Origin of the sequence: Bradyrhizobium sp. 613_E4_N2_2 (genome assembly GCF_052075995.1) — a bacterium.
GTDB classification, from domain to species: Bacteria; Pseudomonadota; Alphaproteobacteria; order Rhizobiales; family Xanthobacteraceae; genus Bradyrhizobium; species Bradyrhizobium barranii.
The window spans coordinates 5,176,439-5,194,352 of sequence record NZ_CP197234.1; the positions used below are offsets into that span (position 1 = coordinate 5,176,439).

The following is a 17,914-nucleotide window of genomic DNA, read 5'->3' on the forward strand; positions in this document are numbered from 1 at the left end:
CATTTGTGGCGCTGCTGCTGACAAAGATTTTCATGACCATGGCCCAACACCCACTTGATCATTTGCGCATCGATTCGATGCTGACTGACCCGCTGGCAGACACCCTCAGCGCGTTCACGGTCGTCGGCACTGAGCTTGTGCGCTTTGAAAGCAGCGTTCCCTTTGAAACGCGCTTCGATGCGGACGAACGCTTCACGTTCGGCGTCGTGATCACGGGCAGCCACAACATATGGCTGGACGGAGAAACGGCGCCAGTTCGCCTGACAGCCGGCGACTGCTTTTTGCTGACCGGCGCACGCGCTGGCCGCGCCTTCAACGTCGAAGGCGGTCGAGAGATTTACTGCTCGGACTATAGCGGCGGTTCGGGCGGCGTTATGCGCGTCGGAACCGGATCGATGAATGACGTTGTCGTCGCCGGACGTCTCACTCTCGACAAGGAAGGCGCCGCCTGGCTCAGGGAAGCGCCGCCGCCGGTTATTCGTCTCGCCGCCGAGGCTGCCGCAGCGAAGCCGACCGGTTCAATCATCGAACTGCTGAGGTCTGAAAGCGAAGCCGATGCTCCGGGTAGGCGCCTGATCACGAGCCGTCTGGCGGATGTGCTCCTCGTGCAGACGATCCGCACTCATCTCGCGGACAATCCCGAAGCAACCAACTGGCTTGCGGCACTCACCGACCGGCAGCTCGGTCGCGCCATACAGAAATTTCACGCCGATCCCGCGGCTGATTGGACAGTGGCATCGCTGGCAAAGGCGGCGGGAATGTCGCGTTCATCCTTCGCCGAGCGATTTCGCCGCCGAGTGGGACTCTCACCTCTCGACTACGTCACGCGCTGGCGGATGCACAAGGTGCGGCGAGAATTGCTGGCCACGAGCTTGCCCTTTGCCACCGTCGCCTATCGGAATGGCTACGCCTCCCGCACCTCCTGCAGCCATGCTTTCAAGCAGGTCTTCGGCTACTCGCCCAGCGAACTTCGTGCTGAACAGAAACTCACGCTTTCGCAAGCGGACGGTGCACGGCCGCCGCTGTCAGAGCCAAGCGACGATTCATTTTCGCTGTAGGCGTCAACCTTCAGTAACCAATTGAAGGTTGAGCCGCTAGGTACCCGACAGATTGCGCAAGATGATCAACTGGGCGATCTTGTCGCGGTGCATTGAGAAGTAGAATACCAGAACAAGAGGTTCTGGAAGGCCGCGCCTGTCAAAATTTCCGTCGACATGCGCCGTCAGAATGCAATGTCCGTAGTGGTCAACGTTACTGACCACGTGGATGGCAAGCTGTTCGCCGACAACGTCACGAATCACCCATTCGCGAATTGCTTCCTTTCCCCAGTGATCGCAAAGCTGGTCATTCACCAGCGCGTCATCGACGAATGTGTCCAGCAGCAGCTCCAGGTTTCCGGAATTCGTCGCACGCACGAATGTATCCACTGGGAGCGGAAGCGCCGAAAGTTGATGGAGTTCGATCAACGCCCGTCGGATCCGTTCATCCTCCAAGTGAAAGATCCAATCGAAGGCGATGCTTTCTCCGAGTTCGCCGCGTCTAACCAGCACAGTCAAGACGACACCCCCCTTCTCCCGCCGGCAACTGACGGGGCGAATCTGGACAGCTCCACGCCCTAGAAAGTCACGCAGCCAAGCAGCTCTCTCGTCGCCTCGAAGTTCGCGTCCCGCGTCCACGAGAATGCAATCGCTCTCCATCGCCGAGACCATTCGATCAACGTCGGTGACCTGAGCCGCGCGAAGAAACCTGTCGACGCGCGAGGGAAGGCTCCAACCAGACATTGTCCGCCCCATCGGTAGATTCCGCGCCACCAAGCTTCCTCCCTCTCCTTATCGCAGGTGGAAGTCCCACGGTCGCGCTGATCGGTGCAAATCATTGCAAAGCCGCGCATCGACACCGGCCATTCGGCTAAGCACCGCGCGGCTCCGGCATCGGAAAGAACGCACCAAGCCGCTCCCCCTGCCAACACGAAGATCACGCCAGACTGACAGCGCTTAGCGTCCCTTTGCGTAGCTTAGCGAGCAATCGACGCTGCACTCTGCGACATTGCAGGCGAAGAGCTTGGACGCTCGTTTCGGGCGGAACAGGCTCTCCGATAGACATCTGTCAGGAGCTTGCGTGATGACATCTGCACTGTTGATCAAGGATATCCGGACGCGGGCTGTACTCGTGCCATTGCGGCGTCCGGTGATTGCCGGCATCGGGCGGTTCGAGTTGTGGCCACTGGTGCTCGTCGATCTCGAAACCACCGGCGGCATCATTGGGCACAGTTATGTGGCGCCGTACCGCGCGGCGGCCATACCGGTCGTTGTTGCCGCCCTGAGAGATCTGCACGACATGCTGAAGGGCACGCCGGTGGCGCCGTTCGATGCATTCGAGTCCGCAGCCAAGGCCCTGAACGTCGTCGGTTTGGCCGGCATGTCGATGATCGCGGCCTCTGCGGTGGACATGGCGATCTGGGACACGCTGGCGAAAGCGGCCAACCAGCCGTTGGTCAGGTTTCTCGGCGGCACTCCCGGTCCCGTTCGCAGCTACGACAGCAACGGCCTATGGCGGCATGAAGTGAGTACGCTGGCTGCCGAGGCGCGCGAGCTTCAACGAGAGGGTGGCTTCTCCGCCATGAAGCTGCGGCTCGGCAACGAGCACCTGAAAGACGACGTCGCCGCGATCAACGCAGTCCGCGAGGGTGTCGGCAGAGACATCGATCTGATGGTCGACTTCGATCAGGCCCTCGGCCTCGGCGACGCCATTCGACGTTGTCACGAGCTTGATGAGACCGGCCTCTACTGGTTCGAGGAACCGATCGCGTACGACAACACCCGCGGATATGCCCAGCTTGCCGCCAAAGTGCGCACGCCATTGCAGATGGGCGAGAACTTCTACGGTCCTCGCGACTTCTTCGCTAATCTGAATGCCGGCGCGGTCCATTATGCCATGGCCGACCTGATGCGCATCGGCGGCGTCACCGGCTGGCTGCGCGCAGCGAGCATCGCAGCAGCGACGGGCGTCCAGCTCTCCAATCATCTGTATCCCGAGATTTCTGCCCACCTGCTGCGCGTGACGCCGACGGCGCATTGGCTCGAGTGGGTCGATTGGGCGAACCCGATTCTCGAGGAACCGCTCCAGCCACGTGAAGGCCGCGTTCATGCCCCGGACCGGCCCGGCATCGGCATCAGCTGGAACGAAAAGGCCGTCGCGAAATACGCCGTCAAGGTTTGATGGCTTCTCCCGCAGATCGAGCGAGATCTTCCGATCCACCACCCTTCCGGCGCACGGAGAACGATAAATGGCCTACCAGACAATCAATCCATCCACCGGCGAAGTCATCAAGCGCTTCACGGAAATCTCGGATGCGGACCTTGATGCGACCGTGGCCGAAGCTCAGGCTGCCTTCGAGACCTGGCGCCAGCAACCTGTCAAGCACAGAGCAAAAGTTCTCAACGCCGTCGCGGCCAAGCTGCGCGAGAACGCCGAAGAATATGCGCGATACCTCACCCTCGAAATGGGAAAGTTGATTGCTGAGGCCCGTGGCGAGGTCGCTCTCTCCGCAGCCATCATCGATTACTATGCGGCGCGCGCGGAGGCATACCTGAAGCCGCAGCCGCTGCCAGAGGCACCCGGCTCCATCGTCGAAGCGCGGCCACTTGGCATCATCTTCGGCGTCGAGCCCTGGAACTTTCCCTACTATCAGCTCGCTCGGGTCGCCGGTCCACAGCTGATGGTCGGCAACGTCGTGATGATCAAACATGCGAGCAATGTCCCGCAATCGGCGCTGGCATTCGCGCAGCTGTTTGAAGACGCCGGAGCGCCCAAGGGGCTCTACACCAACCTCTTCGCCAATTTCGAGCAGGTCGCACGGCTCATCGACGATCCGCGCATCCGCGGCGTCACCCTCACCGGCAGCGAACGTGCCGGCGCGATCGTCGCGGAGCGCGCCGGCCGTAACCTCAAGAAATCCGTCATGGAACTCGGCGGTAGCGATCCGCTCATCGTGCTCGAGGACGCTCCTTTCGAGCCGACGCTCGATAATGCGCTCTGGGGCCGCATGAACAACACCGGGCAGAGCTGCGTCGCCGCCAAGCGGATCATCGTGGTCGGGAAGAATCGGGGCGCCGCATTCCTCGAGGGACTCAAGGCGCGCATGGGCGCACTCAAGACCGGCGATCCGTTCGATCCTGACACGACGCTCGGCCCCGTCTGCTCGGAGCAGGCCATGCACCGGCTGCTCGAGCAAATCGAAGCCGCCAGGAACGGCGGCGCCGAGGTCGTTCTCGGAGGCGGCCGGGTAAAGCGGCCCGGCTTCTATGTCGAGGCGACGATCCTGACCAGCATCAGCAGGGACAATCCGATCTTCCGGCAGGAATTGTTCGGGCCGGTGATGAGCTTCTACGTTGTCGACAGCGAGGAAGAGGCGATCGCGCTGGCCAATGCGACGCCGTATGGCCTCGGCGGCTCCGTCTTCACGGCGGACCTGACGCGCGGCCGACGGCTAGCGGCCCGGATCGAAAGCGGCATGGTTTTTGTCAATCATCCGACGTGGACCGCACCGGAACTTCCCTTCGGCGGCGTCAAGAGATCCGGATACGGCCGTGAACTGTCGGAGCTGGGTTTCGGAGAATTCGTCAACCGGCGGCTCATCAACGTCTCTCCCGTCGGGGCGCCACCACCCGGCGTCAACCAGGGCGGCTAATCACAGCGCATCAACCAGGAGATCCCACGATGAAGACGGTCCAAGAAGCATTCTTCGATGTCGCCCGCAAGCTGAAGCTCACCACGATCTTCGGCAACCCCGGATCCACCGAAGAAACTCTGCTGAAGAACTTTCCTTCCGATTTTCGCTACGTGCTCGCGCTGCAGGAAGCGCCCGCCGTTGCGATGGCGGATGCCTATGCCCAGGCGACGGGTGAGGCCGTGCTGGTCAACCTGCACACCGCGGCGGGCATGGGGAATGCGTTGGGCAATATCGAGAGCGCCTGGTACAACCGCGCGCCACTGATCATCACTGCCGGTCAACAGACCCGCGAGATGTTGCTGATCGAGCCATATCTCACCAACGTGCAGCCGCTCGAAATCCCGAAGCCGTTCGTCAAGTGGGCTTATGAGCCTGCCCGTGCGGAAGACGTGCCAGCAGCTCTGATGCGTGCCTACGCCATGGCGGTGCAGCCACCAGCCGGGCCGGTCTTCCTGTCGATCCCGATGGACGATGTCGACAAGCCCTGTCCGCACCCACCGCAAATCCGGACGCTCAGCCGTCGCCTGGGGGCGGATCCACAAAACCTCGCCTCGGTAATCGAAGCGCTTTCCTCCGCCAGGTCGCCCGCGCTCGTGATCGGCGGCGCCGTCGACCAGAGCGGCGGTTGGGATGACGCAGTGCGGCTTGCCGAGAAGCTGCGTTGCGAGGTGTGGGCGGCGCCGGCCGAAGGCCGGCCCGGCTTTCCCGAGACCCATCGACTTTATCAGGGCATGCTGACCAGCGCGATCGGCCCACTCGGGAAACAACTGACAGGCCATGATGTGATCGTCGTGATCGGCGCGCCGGTCTTTCGCTACTATCCCCACGTTCCCGGCGACTACATCCCCGCGGGATCTCGCCTCTTTCACATTACCGATGACCCGGCCGAGGCTGGCCGTGCACCGGTGGGAGAGAGCGTCCTTGCCGATCCTGGACGGGCCTGCGCGGTGTTGGCGGATTATGTCGCACCGCCGGATCGGGCGCCACCACCGGCACGGAGCAAGCTGCCGCAACCGGAGAGCGCGACGAAGATCACGGCCGACTTCCTCTATCATTCGATCAACGAGGCTCGACCGCAGGACAGTGTTCTTGTCCAGGAATCGCTTTCGACCCTGAAGATGCTGCGTCAGCGCCTGCCGACGAGCCGGTCGCGCTCGTTCTTCTCGATGTCGAGCGGAGTTCTTGGTTACGGTCTGCCCGCCGCTGTCGGGGTCGCGCTTGCCGAGCGCGACAAGGGCGGCGACCGCAAGATCGTCTGTATCGTCGGCGACGGAGCCGCCAACTATGTCATCCAGGCCCTCTGGACGGCTGCACAGCACAGGTTGCCGATCCTGTTCGTTATCCCTCGCAACGGCGCCTACAATATTCTGAAGTCGTTCGCGCATCTGCTCGAGACTCCCGGTGTTCCCGGTCTCGATCTGCCAGGTCTTAATTTCGTCTCGCTCGCTGCCGGCTATGGCGTCATCGCCGAGCGGGTATCCGATCCGGCGTTGCTGGCAAGCGCCCTGCGCTGTGGCATGGCGAGCGAAACTCCGCACCTGATCGAAGTGGAGATCGACCCGGCCGTCCCGCCGCTCATCTGACTTCTCACCCCGCGAAGTCCATCCCAGGAGGTCAGCATGAAAGCAATCGGCTATCTTGTTCCGCAGCCAATCACGGCAACGAACGCTCTCATCGAGCTCGAGCTGCCTATCCCAGCACCGAAGCCACGCGACCTGCGCGTGGCAGTAAAGGCGATCTCGGTCAACCCGGCCGACGTCAAGCGTCGTGCCAGCAGCCCGCCCCCCAAGGGCGAGGCCTGCATCCTGGGTTACGACGCGGCGGGCGTCGTCGAGGCTATTGGCTCCGACGTGACGATGTTCCGGCCAGGCGACGAAGTGTTCTATGCAGGCGCCATCGATCGGTTCGGCACGAATGCCGAATTGCATCTGGTCGACGAGCGCCTCGTCGGCAATAAACCCAAGACACTGAGCTTCGCCGAGGCAGCCGCGTTGCCGCTCACCTCGATCACCGCATGGGAGTTGCTGTTCGACCGCCTGGGCGTTCCCTATGGCGTCAAGACGCAATCCGGCACGCTGCTGATCATCAACGGTGCCGGCGGCGTCGGATCGATCCTGACCCAGATTGCGCGGCGCCTCACCGGACTTACCGTTATCGCAACGGCATCTCGACCGGAGACGATCGCGTGGTGCAGGAAAATGGGTGCACATCACGTGATCGACCACCACCAGCCTTTCCCCGAACAGTTGCTGGGCTTTGGGGTTGCGCAGGTCGAGTATGTCGCCGGTCTGACTGCAACCGGAAAGCATCTCCAGGCTATCGAGGCAGTGATGGCACCGCAGGGTCACCTGGCGCTGATCGACGATCCCGACGCGCTGGACATCGTCGGTCTCAAGCGCAAGTGCATATCAGTGCATTGGGAATTGATGTTCACCAGATCGCTCTACCAGACCCCGGACATGATTGCGCAGCACCGCCTTCTGAATGAAGTCGCCGCTCTCGTCGACGATGGTGTGCTCCGCTCCACGATGACGGACGATGAGGGCGCCATCAACGTAGCGAATCTGAAGCGCGTGCACGCGCTGGTCGAGAGCGGTCGCGCGATCGGAAAGACGGTGCTTTCCGGCTTCTGAGGCAACCAGCCACGATCACCCGAAATGCAAATCTCATATCAAAGAAGCCTCATCGAAATGAAAAACTCCAAAACGGCTGTCTTCGTTACCGCCATCCTGGCCCTAGCCGCACGCGCGGCCGCATCTGCCCAGGACATGCCTGCCCCTGCCTTGTCGGGACCTCCGGTCGTCACGGACGCCCGTGGTCGTGGCACCTTGCCGACCGTGAGCGGCCATACCGCCATCGTGCCGACGCTCTACCAACTGGACGCACAACCAATCGAACAGATTTCGCCGCTCGTCCAGCGCCAGTATTTGAACGGCACGCAGTCGACCTTCGTCAAATGGACGGTGAAGAAAGGTGGAGTATTTCCGCTGCATCATCATGCCAGCGAGCAGATCACGTGGATCACCGAAGGGCGCTGCGAGGTTTACTCCCAGGGCAGAAAGTTCGTGATGACGGCTGGCACTGTTCTGGTCATACCGCCGAATACGCCGCACGAGTTCGTTTGTACCGAGGACACAATCGATATCGATTTCTTCGCGCCGCAACGCCAGGACTGGCTCGATGGCGCACCTTCCGTCGCAGCGGGAAGATGACCCGTCCCCTCTCCATCGCCACGCACGGGCAACAAGAGCAGCAAGGACGTGAAATGACGGACAGTACAGGCAGCGTAGTCCGAGTCGGTCACATCGACCTATCTTTCCACGACGCCAGTGCGCGGGAAGTCGAGGCGATCTTGACGTCTCACGGCCATCACGTCGAGCGCTCGGCAGCACCGCATGGGGAGATGTTCCAGCGGATGCGCCGCGGCAAGATCGATATGCTTGTTTCGGCGTGGCTTCCGACAAGTCACGGCGGCTACCTCAGACCATTCGAGCAGGCGGTGCGAAAGGTCACCGTCCTGTATGAACCCTACTGCATCTGGGGCGTGCCGGAATACGTCCCGGCCGACGTCGCCGGGGTTGCGGACCTCCTAAGGCCAGAGGTTTCGGCCCGAATGGAAAAGTTGATCCAGGGTATCAATCCGGGGGCCGGCATAAGCCGCTTCTCGAAGGCCATCATTGAGCAATATGGCTTGGCGGCCGCGGGCTATCACTTCGAGGCTGGGACGGAGCAAGACTGCTTCGGCCGGTTCGAGGATGCGGTGGCTGAACGCCGCTGGGTCGTCATTCCGCTTTGGCATCCGCAGGCGTTGCATCATCGTCACAAGATTCGCGCGCTCGAGGAGCCAAAGGGGCTGCTCGGCGGAACCGACAAGGCTACCCTGATCGTGCGTCACGATGCCGAGGTTCGGATCGGCGCGCCTGCGCTCGCTGAATTGTCGCGCCTAACTATCGGAAACACGCGCATGAGCGCGCTCGACGATGCGCTGCGCCGCAACGCCGGCTTGGATTCCCAGCCACGTAAACGTGGAGGATGACACGTCTCTCTCGACGAAAGTAGTTTCTCGCCCGCCCCACTCAGGAACCGACACATGACCCATTCCAAGCTTCTCCAGGATACACGACAACTGACTTATGCCGGCGCGGCAATCGCCATCGAGGCCGCAGTCGCAAGGTCGAAGAAAATCGCAGCGCCGGAATGCATCGCTGTTGTCGATGCTGGCGGCAACCTCCTGGCCTTCGCAAGGGTCGAGGGTGCCGCAGTGCTTGCCCGCGAGCCCGCTGTCGCCAAGGCTGCCACGGCAGCTTCTCTGGCGATGCCGACAGGTGGCATACCGTTCGAGTTTGGTGCTAATCTCGGCTTCGCGAGCCAAGGCGGTATCGTCAATCTCGGCGGCGGCTTCCCTATCATCTTCAATGGCCACGTCCTCGGCGCCATCGGCGTCGGCTCCGGCACCACCGAGCAGGACGTAGCGGTGGCTGAAGCCGGCCGCGATGCCGTGCTCGCTGCTCTCTCAGCCCAAACCGATTGACAGGCGGCCCACCCATTCCGGAGCCGATGATGAGCCGTCTTCCCCGCCCAACCGCAGCATGCTTCGCTCTCCTTCTTGCGTTGCCTGTCGCCGTATGCGCCCAAACCCATGGAGAGATCATGAATACGTCAACTCGCGTGCCAACAGATCGTCCGATCGGCGACATCGAGCCGGTTTTCGAATTTCGTGACGACATGCCCACCGGAGTGACCGTCGCCGACAACGGTCGGATCTTCATCAACTTCCCACGATGGGGCGGTGAGGTCCCCTTTACAGTCGCGGAAATCCGCGACCGAAAGATCGTTCCATATCCCGACGCGACGATAAATAAGTTCGATCCAAAGCGTCCGAGCGAGACGCTTGGCAGCGTGCAGAGCGTCGTCGTCGACCCGGTGAACCGGCTCTGGATCCTCGACACCGCGGCGCCCTCCTTCAGCACGCCCGTGCCTGACGGCGCGAAGCTCGTCGCCGTCGATCTCGCGACGGACAAAGTGGTCAAGACCATTGTGCTGGCGCCGACCTCCGTGCTGAACACCACCTACATCAACGATGTGCGCTTCGATCTGCGGAAGGGCAAAGCTGGCCTGGCGTACATCACCGACTCCTCGGTTTCGGGCCCGGGCGCAATCATCGTCGTCGACCTCGACAGCGGTGAAAGCTGGCGTAAGCTGAACGGCCACGCTTCAACGTCGGCCGACCCCGCGTTCGTTCCCGTGGTCGAGGGCGAGACCCTTGCAATTCGCGAAACGGGAAAGCCGCCTGTCCCCTTCGCCGTGGCATCTGATGGCATTGCCCTCTCCGCGGATGGCGCGACGCTCTACTATTGCTCGCTGTCGAGCCGGCATCTGTTCTCAGTCCCGACCGCCCTGTTGCTCGACCGATCGGTCTCCGAGGCCGACGTGGCGAAGGCCGTCATCGACCTCGGCGAGAAAGGCGCGTCAGACGGCCTCGAAGCGGACGACAAGGGCCGCATCTATGCCGGAGACTACGAACGTAACAGCATCCGACAGCGTCAGACCGACGGCGAATGGAAAACCATCGCCCATGATCCGCGCATTCTATGGCCAGACACACTTTCTGTCGCCGGCGACGGGTATCTCTATTTCACGGCCAATCAATTGCATCGGCAACCCCAATTCCACGAAGGCAGGGACCTGCGCGAGAAGCCCTACTCCCTGTTTCGCGTAAAAATCGACGCGGGACCGGTGCTCCTCAAGTAGCAGACGAGCAGCGAACACACGGAACGATCGGGACGGCCGAATGCCGCCGTCCCGAATGGATTTCTGTCAACCGATATCGACAGCGAACTCGCCGCGCGACCGGCGCTCCGCGATCGCCTGGTAGGCATCGAATGCGGTTTCGAGCGTGAAGCGCTCCCCGCTGATGTGCGGCTTCAGTTTCCCGGCCTCGACCATTCGTGCCACCTCACGCAAGATCCGGCCATGATGGCGGCGCCCCTCCCCCGTGAGCAACGGCATCAACGTGAACACGCCCGAATAGCTCGCCGCCTTGAACGAAAGCGGCGCGAGCAGGTGATTGCCCCAGCCCAGAGCGCTCGCGACGTGACCGAATTTCTTTACCGCCTCGAATGACGCGTCCAGTCCCGTTCCGCCTACCGTGTCATAGACCATGTCGAAGCCGCGCCGACCCGTCAGTCGGCCAAGGTAGTCGACGACTGCTTCGCTGGATTCGATAAATGTCGCGCGAGCGTGCTCGATGACCTCACGGCTCGATGTCGAACCCGTAGCGAACACGTCAGCCCCGAAATGGCGGGCGAGCTGGATCGCCGCGGTTCCGACGCCGCCGGCGCCGCCTTGGACAAGAAGCTTGTCGCCAGGCTTGACCTGCATCCGGTCAACCAACCCCTCCCAAGCCGTGATCACGACCAAAGGCAGCACCGCCGCCTCGCGGAACGAAAGATTGGTCGGTTTGAGAGCGAGGAGATCGGGATCGACTGCCGCAGACTCCGCGAGCGTTCCCTGGATTCCGCCGACGCCGCCAACCATTCCGTAGACTTCGTCGCCTACCTTGAACTTGGTGACGTCTGGCCCGAGTGCCTCAACGATGCCGGCCATATCGAGCCCGAGAACCGCGGGCGGGAGGTGACGTGCATGGGCGGCTGCGCCGTCGAGAATCTTGAGATCTAGCGGATTAATGCCACTGGCTCGAATTCGCACCAGCACGTCACCTTGCCCTGGCGCGGGACGCGGTATCGTCGTCACGCGGAACGGGCGGCCATATTTCTCGAAGATCGCGGCTTGCGTTGTGCCTGTCATGCTTACTTGCGACCGATTGGGCGTTGAACCTCTCGCCGTAGCTTGGCCACTTCCACGAGGCTCGCGCCTCGCAATCCCTCGCTGAACTGTTGCAGCGTGGTGGCGAGCAGTTCGTCTGCTTCGTGGTTGCGTCCCTGGGCGAGCCAAAGCCGTGCCAACGGAACGGCTGTCCTCACCTCCCAGCCTCTAGCGCATTGTTCGCGCGCCATCGCCAACGAGCGCAACAGCGACTCCTCGGCAAGGGTCGCATCAGGGCGCGGCAGAGCCAAGAGTATCTCTCCTTGCGCGCGCAAGAGATCCGGAAGCTCATAGGTCTCGCCCCGCTCCGTCGCCCTGACGAGAGCACCATCGATCATATTTGCCGCTTCTTCCGCCTGGCCGCTGAGCGCCAAGCCCTCAGCTAACGCACGTTGAAACGCCGTCATGAACATATGGTGCTGTTCCTGATGGAGAGCGGCAAGAGCATCACGTAGCATGGCGACCCCGGATGCTGCGCCTCCCCGGCACACCGCCAATTCCCCCCTGAACCCAAGCCCGATAGCATGGTAGGAAGCAAGCGAATGTCTCGCCGCATGAGCGACAAGGCGCTCCACACGCCCATTGGCAAGCTCGTAGTCCGCATCCCATAATGCAACCGATACCGTATAGAACAAGGTAGCGCATAGGCTTACGGGATGCCCGCAGCGCTCTGCCTCTTCGATTCCCTGGCGCGCTGTCCGTTCGGCCTGTTCCGGAAACCCACGCAGCCACAGGACACGGGCAAAGACCGCGAGGCTGCGAACACGATAATCGTAACCGAAAACATTGACCTCAAGCTGTCCGAGCGAGGCTGCCCGTCTGAATCCGATCTCGCAGTGGTGTTGTGCTCTCCGCTGGTCGCCGATCAGGTGGTAGGCAGCGCCGCGCATCCATTCCGCCGCCACCATGGCGTCCGCTCGGTCAAGGTCCGCCGCCAGGACGGCGCTTCGTTCGGCCGCCTCCGCGGCGCCGGAAAACTCGGCAACGCGGATCAGAAAGAGATGCAGCCCGGCGTGGAAATACAGTTGATCCTCGGGCGTCCCTACCGTTTCGGCAAGATCAAGCCCTCGTTGGAGGGCATGACGAATATCCTGCTGTTCTCCCCTGGTGAACATGATCGAGACTGTCAGGTATCGCCGGAGCACGAGTTCAGGCACGCCTCCTCGATCGGAGGTCTCCAGCGCGGCCAACGCATGTTCACACCAATGCCGACACTCGCTCAGCAGCGACATGCACAGAAATAGCGGTGCAGCACCGACCGTGAGTTCGCCTCCGATCCTGCTGTCTCCGCCAGAGGAAAAGCACCACTCAAGCGCCGCCCGAATGTTGCCCATATGGAGTCTGTACGAACCTGGTTCCTGTCGGTCGAAGTCGCGGATCGACCTCGATCGGAGCATGTCGCAATAGTATAGGGCGTGCCGACCGGCGACGATATCGCGCTCCTCCGTCTCCTCAATCTTGAGCATCGCGTAGGACCGCGTCGTATTCAGCAGACGATAGTAGATCTTTCCGCCGACCGTCGAGATCCCGATCAGGGACTTGTCGATCAGGCCTGCCAGCGCCTCGGCGGCATCTTGTTCCGATACCACCTCGTCGGCCACAACTCTCTGTGCGGCATCGGGCGAAAAGAACCCGGCAAAGACGGATAATCTCCGAAGAACGCGCTGCTCCTTTTCGGACAGGAGATGGTAGCTCCAGTCCAACAAGGCGCGCATGGTCTGGTGCCGCGGCAAAGCACTACGCCTACCTTCCCAGAGCAGCTTGAATCGGTTTTCCAGGAGGTCGGCAGTCCCCTGAATCCCGTATGCACCGACCCGGCTGGCGACCAACTCGATCGCAAGCGCCAACCCGTCGAGCTGTCGGCAAATGCTCACCACGGCCGGCGCTTCATTATCGTTGAGCTGAAAGCGATATCCTCCAGCCGCCGCCCGCTCCATGAAAAGCTGGGCGGCAGGCCAACCAACTACGCAATCCGCCGTCAGGTCGGCGCCGGCGGGAGGTGCATCAAGGGGATGCAGCAGATAGACATGCTCGTCTTCTACACGAAGCGTTTCGCGACTGGTCGCAAGGATGAACACGTCCGACACGCTGGCGAAAATTCTCTCGGCCAGCGGCGCGACCCTGTCGATCACGTGTTCGCAATTGTCCAAGACGAGCATCGTCCGCTTGCCGGTGAGAACGGAGACAAGGCTTTCGAAACAGTCTTGTGAGCCTGTGGACAGACCAAGCACTGACTCCACCGCGTTCCCGACGAGCGAGCCATCCGAAATCGCACTGAGGTCGACGAAGTAGACCGCTCCGTCGAATTTCTGGCGGAGCGTGTGGCAAACGGCCGTTGCGACCGTTGTCTTACCTAAGCCTCCCGCCCCCACCACGCTGACGAAGCGGTGCCGAAGAAGGAGCCCTGAGAGCTCAGAGACAGTCTCGTCGCGCCCGACCATGCGCTCCAAACGCGGTGGCAAATTGCAAGGCGGCGCCGAGAAATGGCGCAGAGCGCGGGCGGCATGCGGTTGCGGCGCCGTGGTTCGCCTAACAGGTGCTACGAAGCAATAGCCTCTGCCAGGAATGTTCGTCACGTAACGAGCGCCATCGCGGCCATCAAGCAGCGCCCGGCGAAGATTCGTGACGTGAACGCGAAGGTTCGCATCCTCCACCAACAAGTCCGGCCACACCTGATTCATCAAGTCTCGCCGAGAAACGGTCTCCCCAGCGCGCTCGACCAGTGCAATCAGGATATCGAGCGCGCGACTGCCAAGTGCCACGGGCTTATCGTCTCGGTACAGGATGCGTCCAACGGACGAGAGTCGAAACGGCCCAAAGGACAAGAATTCCTCTGCCCCCATAACCGAATTATCCGCCATGAACGTTCACCTGCGCGGGTCGTACCATGCTCATATGACCGAGACCTCGGCCGAGAAGTTGCACCTGGTTCGGCTATGTTGCGCTTTGTCATCCGGCACGAAGTGGTCCTAGCGTGCTAAGTATTATTCCAGGTCATAGAGCCAAAGGCGCCCGGGTCTCTCAGGGTCCAAGGATCGTCTCCCAACGTCCAAAGCTCTGTTATCGCTCCGTCTCAAGAACAACGCGGCAGAAGATCGCGCTGATCGCGGAAAAGATAGAGGGGTAGCGAGTTGAGCCCAGTTGCCGGCGTTCAGCGCAACGCGTCGAGCGTCCTCAGCATTCTCTACTCTCATAGTTGAAGTTTAGATTTCCCTAGGCGGCCCCGTGTTCGGCCAGCGTTTGCTTGTGCGCGCCGCTCCGCCTCGCCGATATCCGGTTAGCCGCAGAACGACAGTTGACGTTGGTTGCCAAAGTATTTTTTTGATCTCCCGGTGCACACGTCGCCCACACGTCGCCTTCTAACCAATTGAAACATTTGAACTCTCGCTCCAATCCATCATGGGCAAGTTTGAGCTAGTTTCAGGAAGTGTCATCGGACGTCGTACTATATCACGTAGGTACACCGACGAGACGGCCGCGATAGGTTCGAATCCTGGACCTGCAACCATCTCAAATTACTCTTCGAGTCAGCGGCTTGAGACCCCTACGACTTGCGGTATTCAGCTTGGAAGTCTTCGAATTTCCAGAGTGCTTTCAGCACTCATTCGGACGTTTTGCCTGCTTTTCGGGCGATTGAGATCACTACAGAATTTCTCTTTGTCGGAATGCCTTTATCGATCGTCCATCAAACGCTGAAGATACCGCCGCTTTTTCGGAACGGACGGTCATCTATGGACGGGATCGATCCCACGCTTGATGGCCGGAACGGCGAAGCGATCCCTATTGCACGGACGGGGAAGTATGCCTGGCACGGCTCGTGCATCGAGCAAGCCGACAAGGCGGCCGGAGTATAGTCGCCGCCCGCGCTGATCCAGATCAAGGATGCGGCGCTTGCCCAGCAGCGTGAGTGTTCGTGCACGCGCTAGTTGCTCGCCGGGCGAGCCAATGTGTGGCCGAGCCGGGTCCGGCAATGGCTCATCAGATATTGGAGCCGTTGAGAGGCAAGACCTAGCGCGGCCATCTCGGCGCCGTCGGCGCCCTCACCGCCAGCATTTCTGGCGAGTTCAGCCTTGAGGATGCTGTCAATTCTCCGTTCGATTTGGTCCAGTTCGGCCTCGCTCTTCGCCATCCTGATTTCGTTGCCAAGCTCGTAAAGCGGCTCCAGCATACTTTCCGGTCCGCGGCCTGAGCGGGCGAAACGCCAGGCTGCCACGAGGATGGAGATCAGAGAGCCGAGCAGCAGCGACCCGTAGTAAAGCTTGTCATCGTATTTGTCGAAGAAGCTCTGCTGGTTGCCATTGTAATAGGTCGCAGCCCCCGGATGGATCGGGATCAACGCGTCCGCATCCGTGCTCGGCGCCGCGGCCTGGGCCAATATCGGAAACTGTGACAGCAGATCCCGTTTTGCATCGACCAGCGACTGCGCCAGATCGGTAATGGCGTCGGCATTGACTGACTTGTTGGCGACGAGAAAATACGACAAGCGCAGCGACGTCAGGTCATCGGACGGAACCGGCGGAGCGCCCCGCAAGGTGCCCTTCGGGATCTCATAGCTCTCGTAATACTGCGCGACGTTGGCGACCGCGCCAGCCGACTCGATTTCGATCAGTTTTAGCCCCGCCCCTTTGGCGCGTTCCTGGTGAAAGAATTGCCTAACTTTGGCGAGGTATTTCTCCGTTAGCGGAACAACGGCCAGCAACGCGTGAACTTTTCCTGATGCGAGCGACGCCGCAGCGTCGTTGATGGCAACATTCTTAAAGGTGACCTTGGCGCGGTCGAATTGATACACCTGCTTGAGGGCCTCAACTGTCGGAGCGTTGATGGCGCCGCCGACGACGCCAATGGTTGTATCGTGTAGGTCACCGAGGCTGTCGGCGCTGACAGCCGCGGGCGTCACGATCAGGACCACCCCATGGGTCAGGAGCAGAACGCTCCGCGCGTCCGCCAGGCCTCTGGTGTCGCCGCGAACGACTGCAAGATCGGCCTTGCCCGCCGCCAACAATTCGGCGGCCTTCGCTGAACTTCCGGCATCGCTGACCTTCAACAGGACATGAGAGTTCGACGCCGACAGGCGCGCTGATATCGCCGAGATCAGCGCCAGCGACTCGCCATCGGCCGACCCGGCAGCCACGGTGAGCACAACAGGCTTTGCGAAGTAGCGATATGCGAACCATCCGCTGCCAATCGCCGTGGCCGTGGCTGCTCCGACAATCAATATCCTGAGCCATCGTGGCCACAGATTTATTGCGGGGGTGCTCATGGCATCACGATACGAACGCCAGGATCAGGCCGCATACCCCCAAGGAAACATTGATGCCCGCCTGCCCCTCCACCGAGAGTGGCTGCAGTGCAATGGTGCGGTTTGAACCACCAAACAGCACGTTGGCAACTGTACGCTTCGCAATGGGCAACATCAGCAGGTCTCCTATCATCGAACACCAGACCTAACGAATGGCGCTCTTCTCTCAATCGGCCTTCATCCGAATTCCCAGTTTCGCCCGCTCATCCTTGAATACGACAGCGATGGCTTCGATGATGAGTTTGTCAGGATTTGCCTTGCAGTACTGGATCACCTCATGCTCCACGACCTTTCCCTTCCTGAGATCCAGGTAGTGCTTCTTGGCCAGACCGTTGTACCAACCGCTGTACCAGGACGTCAGAGCGTCCGCGTCTTCCTGGTAGGTACCCGCGAGTTGGGCGCATGTCAGTTTCTGCACATCGATGAAGCCGTTGCTGTCGACGTAGGTCGACAGCGGCGTCTGGGCGAGAGCGCCGGAGCAAGCGGTTGTCATGGCAACTGCAAGAAGGTAACAATACCGCATCATAAATCCTCTATCTCTTGTTCGACTTGGGTGTTCCGCGGCAGGCGCGCTTTGCTCAAGGAACCGATCGCAGTTGAAGCGCTGACAGCCCAAGTGTGACATCCAGCGCGACCGAGCCCTCGACCGACACCGGTTGCAGTGCGAAGCTTCTGTTGGATCCGCCGACCAGAACGTTTGCCCCAACACCAACGCCCAACGCCACATCACCGCTTGCACCAACATAGGTGCCAGCCAGAGCGCCGGCAGGAACGCCGGCGCTGGGCGCCAGAACGCCCCACGCCAAAGCGCCGCCACCGATTATCCCAATATCAATTCCCACAGTGTTGAGGGCACCCTCGTAAAGTTGTGGGGGACCGGGCATGGATGGCACGAAGCGGCACTCCATCGACTGGTGTCCGACGATAATGAAGCCAATGCTCGGGTTAAGCTTACAGCTAAGCATACCCGTCTGGGTCCATGTTGGCGTCTGGGCCGAAGCAGGACCGGCAAGTGCAACCAACGTTGCGCAAAGAGCCAATGCCTTAGGACTCATAAT

The 17,914-nt window shown here is 61.1% G+C and carries 16 protein-coding genes; 9 read left to right on the top strand and 7 right to left on the bottom strand.

The features are described 5' to 3' along the window. Positions 1-32: 32 nt before the first annotated feature. A complete protein-coding gene (locus tag AB7290_RS25115) occupies positions 33-1,058 on the top strand; it encodes an AraC family transcriptional regulator (RefSeq protein WP_441254071.1) in 1,026 nt (341 codons plus the stop codon). A 36-nt stretch (positions 1,059-1,094) separates the two neighbouring features. Here the strand turns inward: AB7290_RS25115 and AB7290_RS25120 are convergent, their stop codons facing one another. Beyond that, positions 1,095-1,781: a nuclear transport factor 2 family protein gene (locus AB7290_RS25120; protein ID WP_144030788.1), complete on the bottom strand. Its 687-nt coding sequence runs from the start codon at positions 1,779-1,781 to the stop codon at positions 1,095-1,097. Positions 1,782-2,121: 340 nt separating this feature from the next. Here AB7290_RS25120 and AB7290_RS25125 point away from each other — a divergent pair, with 340 nt between their 5' ends. The 8 genes from AB7290_RS25125 (at position 2,122) to AB7290_RS25160 (ending at position 10,483) form a co-directional block, all read left to right on the top strand. After that, positions 2,122-3,219, top strand: a complete 1,098-nt coding sequence (locus AB7290_RS25125; protein ID WP_441254074.1) for an enolase C-terminal domain-like protein — start codon at positions 2,122-2,124, stop codon at positions 3,217-3,219. A gap of 67 nt (positions 3,220-3,286) precedes the next feature. After that, positions 3,287-4,690 carry an NAD-dependent succinate-semialdehyde dehydrogenase gene (locus AB7290_RS25130; protein ID WP_338699997.1) on the top strand — a complete coding sequence of 468 codons (1,404 nt, stop codon included), beginning with the start codon at positions 3,287-3,289 and terminating at the stop codon, positions 4,688-4,690. Positions 4,691-4,719: 29 nt separating this feature from the next. Next, positions 4,720-6,315: a benzoylformate decarboxylase gene (gene mdlC, locus AB7290_RS25135; RefSeq protein ID WP_085402268.1), complete on the top strand. Its 1,596-nt coding sequence runs from the start codon at positions 4,720-4,722 to the stop codon at positions 6,313-6,315. A 36-nt stretch (positions 6,316-6,351) separates the two neighbouring features. Then, positions 6,352-7,365, top strand: a complete 1,014-nt coding sequence (locus tag AB7290_RS25140; protein ID WP_165123312.1) for a zinc-binding alcohol dehydrogenase family protein — start codon at positions 6,352-6,354, stop codon at positions 7,363-7,365. A 24-nt stretch (positions 7,366-7,389) separates the two neighbouring features. Next, positions 7,390-7,944: a cupin domain-containing protein gene (locus AB7290_RS25145; protein WP_338699991.1), complete on the top strand. Its 555-nt coding sequence runs from the start codon at positions 7,390-7,392 to the stop codon at positions 7,942-7,944. Continuing rightward, complete coding sequence (locus AB7290_RS25150; protein ID WP_201266200.1) at positions 7,941-8,768, top strand: glycine betaine ABC transporter substrate-binding protein; 828 nt, start codon at positions 7,941-7,943, stop codon at positions 8,766-8,768. The genes AB7290_RS25145 and AB7290_RS25150 overlap by 4 nt, the downstream gene beginning before the upstream one ends. A 54-nt stretch (positions 8,769-8,822) precedes the next feature. Beyond that, positions 8,823-9,263: a GlcG/HbpS family heme-binding protein gene (locus tag AB7290_RS25155; RefSeq protein ID WP_085402266.1), complete on the top strand. Its 441-nt coding sequence runs from the start codon at positions 8,823-8,825 to the stop codon at positions 9,261-9,263. 29 nt (positions 9,264-9,292) lie between these two features. Continuing rightward, positions 9,293-10,483: an L-dopachrome tautomerase-related protein gene (locus AB7290_RS25160; protein ID WP_094184175.1), complete on the top strand. Its 1,191-nt coding sequence runs from the start codon at positions 9,293-9,295 to the stop codon at positions 10,481-10,483. 66 nt (positions 10,484-10,549) lie between these two features. On the opposite strand, the gene AB7290_RS25165 is transcribed toward AB7290_RS25160, so the two are convergent. The 6 genes from AB7290_RS25165 to AB7290_RS25190 all read right to left on the bottom strand — a co-directional run bounded on the left by AB7290_RS25165 (position 10,550) and on the right by AB7290_RS25190 (position 17,911). Next, positions 10,550-11,539, bottom strand: coding sequence for a zinc-dependent alcohol dehydrogenase family protein (locus AB7290_RS25165; RefSeq protein ID WP_085402264.1), 990 nt, complete (start codon positions 11,537-11,539; stop codon positions 10,550-10,552). Positions 11,540-11,541: 2 nt separating this feature from the next. Then, positions 11,542-14,418 (bottom strand): ATP-binding protein, encoded by a 2,877-nt coding sequence (locus AB7290_RS25170; protein WP_354080397.1) that lies wholly within the window; start codon positions 14,416-14,418, stop codon positions 11,542-11,544. 1,061 nt (positions 14,419-15,479) lie between these two features. Beyond that, complete coding sequence (locus AB7290_RS25175; protein ID WP_085402261.1) at positions 15,480-16,817, bottom strand: TAXI family TRAP transporter solute-binding subunit; 1,338 nt, start codon at positions 16,815-16,817, stop codon at positions 15,480-15,482. Between the two features lie 4 nt (positions 16,818-16,821). After that, positions 16,822-16,971 carry a DUF992 domain-containing protein gene (locus AB7290_RS25180; RefSeq protein ID WP_414645581.1) on the bottom strand — a complete coding sequence of 50 codons (150 nt, stop codon included), beginning with the start codon at positions 16,969-16,971 and terminating at the stop codon, positions 16,822-16,824. A gap of 51 nt (positions 16,972-17,022) precedes the next feature. Further along, positions 17,023-17,349 carry an HdeA/HdeB family chaperone gene (locus tag AB7290_RS25185; RefSeq protein WP_245344133.1) on the bottom strand — a complete coding sequence of 109 codons (327 nt, stop codon included), beginning with the start codon at positions 17,347-17,349 and terminating at the stop codon, positions 17,023-17,025. 85 nt (positions 17,350-17,434) lie between these two features. Further along, a complete protein-coding gene (locus AB7290_RS25190; protein WP_085402258.1) occupies positions 17,435-17,911 on the bottom strand; it encodes a DUF992 domain-containing protein in 477 nt (158 codons plus the stop codon). Positions 17,912-17,914 lie beyond the last annotated feature (3 nt).

Coding starts and splice junctions, on each gene's coding strand:
- AB7290_RS25115 (WP_441254071.1), top strand. CDS start 33: ATGACCATGGCCCAACACCCACTTGATCATTTGCGCATCGATTCGATG.
- AB7290_RS25120 (WP_144030788.1), bottom strand. CDS start 1,781: ATGTCTGGTTGGAGCCTTCCCTCGCGCGTCGACAGGTTTCTTCGCGCG.
- AB7290_RS25125 (WP_441254074.1), top strand. CDS start 2,122: ATGACATCTGCACTGTTGATCAAGGATATCCGGACGCGGGCTGTACTC.
- AB7290_RS25130 (WP_338699997.1), top strand. CDS start 3,287: ATGGCCTACCAGACAATCAATCCATCCACCGGCGAAGTCATCAAGCGC.
- mdlC (WP_085402268.1), top strand. CDS start 4,720: ATGAAGACGGTCCAAGAAGCATTCTTCGATGTCGCCCGCAAGCTGAAG.
- AB7290_RS25140 (WP_165123312.1), top strand. CDS start 6,352: ATGAAAGCAATCGGCTATCTTGTTCCGCAGCCAATCACGGCAACGAAC.
- AB7290_RS25145 (WP_338699991.1), top strand. CDS start 7,390: ATGCAAATCTCATATCAAAGAAGCCTCATCGAAATGAAAAACTCCAAA.
- AB7290_RS25150 (WP_201266200.1), top strand. CDS start 7,941: ATGACCCGTCCCCTCTCCATCGCCACGCACGGGCAACAAGAGCAGCAA.
- AB7290_RS25155 (WP_085402266.1), top strand. CDS start 8,823: ATGACCCATTCCAAGCTTCTCCAGGATACACGACAACTGACTTATGCC.
- AB7290_RS25160 (WP_094184175.1), top strand. CDS start 9,293: ATGAGCCGTCTTCCCCGCCCAACCGCAGCATGCTTCGCTCTCCTTCTT.
- AB7290_RS25165 (WP_085402264.1), bottom strand. CDS start 11,539: ATGACAGGCACAACGCAAGCCGCGATCTTCGAGAAATATGGCCGCCCG.
- AB7290_RS25170 (WP_354080397.1), bottom strand. CDS start 14,418: ATGGCGGATAATTCGGTTATGGGGGCAGAGGAATTCTTGTCCTTTGGG.
- AB7290_RS25175 (WP_085402261.1), bottom strand. CDS start 16,817: ATGAGCACCCCCGCAATAAATCTGTGGCCACGATGGCTCAGGATATTG.
- AB7290_RS25180 (WP_414645581.1), bottom strand. CDS start 16,971: ATGTTGCCCATTGCGAAGCGTACAGTTGCCAACGTGCTGTTTGGTGGT.
- AB7290_RS25185 (WP_245344133.1), bottom strand. CDS start 17,349: ATGACAACCGCTTGCTCCGGCGCTCTCGCCCAGACGCCGCTGTCGACC.
- AB7290_RS25190 (WP_085402258.1), bottom strand. CDS start 17,911: ATGAGTCCTAAGGCATTGGCTCTTTGCGCAACGTTGGTTGCACTTGCC.